General features: G+C 44.3%; 3 protein-coding genes. All 3 read left to right on the top strand.

The annotated features are described in order from the left end of the window. Window positions 1-186: 186 nt before the first annotated feature. Window positions 187-2,109, top strand: coding sequence for a long-chain fatty acid--CoA ligase (locus JF818_RS01075; RefSeq protein WP_198890147.1), 1,923 nt, complete (start codon window positions 187-189; stop codon window positions 2,107-2,109). A 235-nt stretch (window positions 2,110-2,344) separates the two neighbouring features. Continuing rightward, window positions 2,345-3,838, top strand: coding sequence for a hypothetical protein (locus JF818_RS01070; RefSeq protein WP_198890146.1), 1,494 nt, complete (start codon window positions 2,345-2,347; stop codon window positions 3,836-3,838). A gap of 12 nt (window positions 3,839-3,850) precedes the next feature. Beyond that, window positions 3,851-4,903: hypothetical protein (locus JF818_RS01065; protein WP_198890145.1), on the top strand; the 1,053-nt coding region annotated here is incomplete at its 3' end.

Raw genomic sequence — 4,903 nt, 5'->3', positions numbered from 1 at the left:
CCCACGAAGGCTCAGCGGCTCATCTTCGATCTGTTCAGTGTTGAGTATCCATGGAAAGGCAAGCTGATGAATGTAGGGGATGAAGATCCGTTCGAGACTGATTGTCCGCTCTCATAGTTACAAAACTTCGGGAATTTGGGTTGTATAAGTGTTAGTAAAGACTACTAGCTGAGGAAGAGGAAAATAATGAAAAGAACTATCATAGAGATGCTGCACGAGGCTGCGAAACGTTATGGTGATCGTACCTATACCAATACAAAGACTGATGCAGGCTGGGTTGCTTGTTCTTTCAAGAAGACTGATGTGGAGTCTGATTATGTGGCTGCATATCTGCTCAACCATGGATTCAAGCCAGAGGATACCATAGGCATTCTCAGTGAGGGAAAGAGTAGTTGGGTTACCTGTGAACTTGGCCTGATCAAGGCGAAGATGATTAGTGTACCGCTTTCCATTAAGCTTACTCCTGAGGAAATTGCGTTCCGCATAAACCATAGTGAAGCGGTTGCTTTTGCAGTCTCTTCAAATACCCTCGGTAATGCAGTAAAGGCCCTTCCCATGTTTGATCATCCTGTGATGTTCATCTACCTCGATGAGCAGGACGAGCGATTGGAAAAGCAGGTTCGGGAAGCAGATTGGAAGCAGGATGTGAACTACGTCCCCTGGGAGACCCTTATGCTTGATGGGGCAAATCTTCTGGAGCAGAATCCTCGTTTGGTTAAGGACGCTGAAGAGTCCATTGATGAGAATGATACGATCAACATCTGCTACACCAGTGGGACTACCGGTAATCCAAAGGGTATCATGCTTACCCATCTTAATTACTATGTAAATGTGCATGATGCCATTGACCTGTTCAAGCTTCCTGATGCGAGTATGGAGACACTGGTGGTTCTTCCTGTTGACCATAGCTTTGCACACACGGTTGGTATCTACACTGCGCTGATTAGGGGAATTACCCTGCACTTTGTCGATTCCAGGGGTTCAAATGCCTCGATCATCAGGAACTTCCCGAAGAACCTCGTAGAAGTCAATCCATCCTTCCTTATGACTGTTCCCTCTATCACGGGAAGTTTCATGAAGAAGATGATGCAGGGTATTCATCAGAAAGGACCCTTTGTTGAAGGTATCTTCAACCGTGGGCTTGAGGCTGGAATCCTCCGTAATGGGGACGGCTTCCACAAAGGAGGTGCCTGGGTGAAAATCAAGACCTGGTTCCCCTACACCTTGGCGAACCTCCTGGTTTTTCCGAAGCTCAGAGAAATCTTTGGGAATCGCATGCTCTACTGCGTAGGAGGAGGAGCACTTCTGGAGGCAAAACAACAGAAGTTCTTTGCTGCTATCGGAGTTCCCGTATTCCAGGGATATGGTCTGACTGAGGCTGCCCCGATTATCAGCAGCAATTCACCACATCGATACAAGTTTGGTACGAGCGGGATGGTTGCGAAAAGTGAGATCTGTAAGATCATGGTGGATGAGACCACCGAGGCAAAGACTGGTCAACGCGGAGAGATTGTCATCAAGGGTGAGAATGTGATGAAGGGCTATTTCAAGAATCCCAAGGCAAGTGCTGAGGTTCTTAAAGATGGCTGGCTCTGGACAGGGGACCTTGGTTACTATGATGAAGATGGCTTCCTGGTGGTTACCGGTAGGGCGAAGGCCCTCCTTATTGGCAAGGATGGAGAGAAGTACAGCCCTGAGGAGATCGAGGAGGTGATGATCAATCACTTGTCCATCATCAACCAACTGATGGTGTACAACGATCATCAGGTTATAACCACTGCACTGGTTACCCTCAATGAGAGTGATGTTACCTCACTGATTCAGGATAAAGGATATTCGACTCCCGAACAGGCGCTTGATGGAATCATCGCAGAGCTTCACTCCTATGAAACTCATGCCACAGCTATTCCTGATATGTGGATTCCCACTCGGTTTGCCTTGATAGAGAAACCCTTCAGCGAAGCAGATGGACTGGTAAACTCTACCATGAAGCTGGTTCGCTACAAGACAGCCGAGTTCTATAAGGACAGAATTGCCACGCTGTATGAGAGTGAAGAAGCCAATCGAAAGGCAAACCTTGAGGTAGTCAAAAACCTGTTCTTCAAATAATGAGTGTCTAACTAATTGAGTAGGAATCAAAGGGCAAGTGGATAAATAATAATTCCGCTTGTCCTTTGGAGTTTCAGAGTAGACAACTAGCATAAAATGTGTAACGCTTTGGCTGTAGAGACGTTTTACTAGTACAGGGTATGACATACCCTAGGAAAAATGGACTGATAGCCTTTACTTGAAGAGGTGAGGGAGTGAAACGATACGAAGGGATTCCCCTCAGGAGGAGGACGATATGAAGAAGGCCTTAATACCAATTTTGTTGGTACTGCTGCTGACATTGGCATTTACCTCATGTGATGCCAGTCTAGAGAATATCACAGAATTCATGGGTGGATTTAGTGACAATGTGTATATTGATAGCGGATTGATTGAAGCAGATTTAGGGGCTGCAGAAGGTGTAACTGATGTTACTGTCGCTATTGGTACCTCCTCAGGTACTACTGGTACTGCAACTGTAGCAACTAGTACTTTGGATGCATCAAAGAAGACTATTTCTACCTCAACATTTGGAATTGATATTGAAGTTGATGTTGATTCGGGAGACTTAAGTGATGGTACTCTCTCCATAATTGCACCTCAGTCAAAAGAAGAGCAGGAGGAATATGCTACTGACATCGCAGAAGCAATATCTTCACCGAAAAACCTTGACAAGTTTAAGGTGGATATGGCTAAAGACGTAACACCGGAACAGAAAAATACAGCGAAAGCATCAGTTACCGTGTTTAATGCTAGTATTACTGCCATAGCTGATGACATTACTGATCCTGATATTAAAGCTGCTATCGAAGAAATGAAGTTTGATCCTATTACAGATGAAGATGAGCTGACTCAAGGCGATATGGCTGTTCTACAGTTGATGACTAATTTGGTTTCCAATACTGTAGCAGCGGCCAAGAATGATTCTGGAGATATCGATGACAGTGTTATTACTGAAGAAAAGGCAATGGATATTCTTAGTGAAGCACTCTTTACTGCAAAGGTTGCTGAAGAGTTGAGTGGTATTTCTACTATAAACTTCTCTGGTGATTTGATTGATGGCTTGATGGGGCTTGCTGGCGATGGCAAAGCCACTTCAAGGACAGCAGATGATGAACCAGGAGAAAGCCTTCAAGGTATTGAAGACAGTATTGGCTTAGATACCTTGAATACTCTAGTACCAAAGATAGTAAAGGTAATGGGGATTACGGGTTCTGGTGAGAATCATGCATACGAGCTGAAAGATTACAGAAGCTTCCTACGAAAGCAGAAGGTCTACTTAGCTTCCTTGAACCAGGCAGTGGCCTTCTACAGTGAAGGACGGCTTTCACTTGAGGAGAGAAAGAAAGTTAATGTAGGTACTCTGGTCAAATATTTCTTGGCTTTCATGACCACGACCATTGATGACTATTATCAGAATTATGATGTTTATAATTCTGAAAGTTTTCCTTACGAATCCATGGCTGAAGCGTATCAGGAGTTCATGAATGATAATGAAAAGCTTAGTGCGGGCAATTTGAGTATGGAGAAAGATCCGCCGGATACACTTGATATTGCTGTTATGAAAGAGATATTTGGAGGAATGGGAGATTATTTACAGTCAGCAGGAATGCAGTCAAAACTTGAAAACCTTGTTGAAAGAATAAAGGTCCTCGTAGAAATTTCCGGTTTTGAGAATGCAGATCTTAATGAACTGTTGGATGAATTACCCACCACCATTGAAGAGTGGTTCGCAGAGGATGAGGAGTAGGAGGTGAATATCATGAAAAAGACGTTTATTATTGCCTTAATTTTTATGTTGATTGTTGGTTCTTCCATGGTATTTGCTTCAGCGAGTGACTATGATCCTGCTACAGCAAGCAGTTATAAGCAAGCAGGAGAACCCTTTGTCGGTACTAGTGTACGCCTTCTTGGTATGGGTGGTGCTGGGTTAGGGGTTAGAGGATATCATGACAGCTTCTTGGTTAACCCTGCCAACTTGGCGAAATCAGGATTCAAATTTACGCTACCTTCTGTGACCGTAACAGCATATAATCCGAAAGCTATTCTTGAAAGTGATTTGATTGATGCAATCGGAGAAGAAGATTATGCTAATGCTGCTTCCGAATTCCTGAATATATTTGATATTGGGTACGGGGATGTATTAACTACTGATGTTTCAACGGTACTTACAATTGGTAGTTTCGGGTTGGCTCTCGAGATGCAGGAACGTTTGATGAGTTATCAGGTTGATGGAGACTCAAGTAGTTTGAATCTAATTGCACAGGTAACCACAGCTGCCACCGCTGGCCTTGGGTTCAGGATTGGTCTTGTACCTGATAAGATCAGCATTGACCTTGGTGTAACAGCTAAGGCGGTTTATAAAGGGTACTTTGAGGCTATAAACTCGGGAATTGCTACATCACTGATTGATGGGAGCAAGGAAATTGATGAAATTTTCCTTAGCAATACTCCCCTAATCGCAGGTTATGCGATGCCAATCTCTGCTGGTGTGAATGTGAATCTTCCAGTTGGATTGACCTTCTCTGCAGCTGCAAAGAACTTTAATGGCAACTATAAGATGACCACCTATCAATCATTGATTGATTGGGATGAGGAAGTACTCCAGGCAGGGCTTGGTGACGACGATGAGAGTCCTGATTCTGTATTCACCAGTGAAGAATTCGAGATCGAAACCGATTGGAGACTGGACGCAGGACTTACCTGGGCACCGAACATCGGCTCCCTGATCAGACCTGTTCTTGCAGTCGATGTTGTCGATATCTTGTCCATGAGTGGTTTGCAGGGTGATGACCTGAAGCGGGCATTCTATGAG

Source organism: Sphaerochaeta sp. S2, from assembly GCF_016406725.1.
GTDB lineage: Bacteria > Spirochaetota > Spirochaetia > Sphaerochaetales > Sphaerochaetaceae > Sphaerochaeta.
The sequence above is the reverse complement of the archived record's forward strand: the minus strand, read 5'-3'. Positions and strand labels throughout refer to the sequence as shown.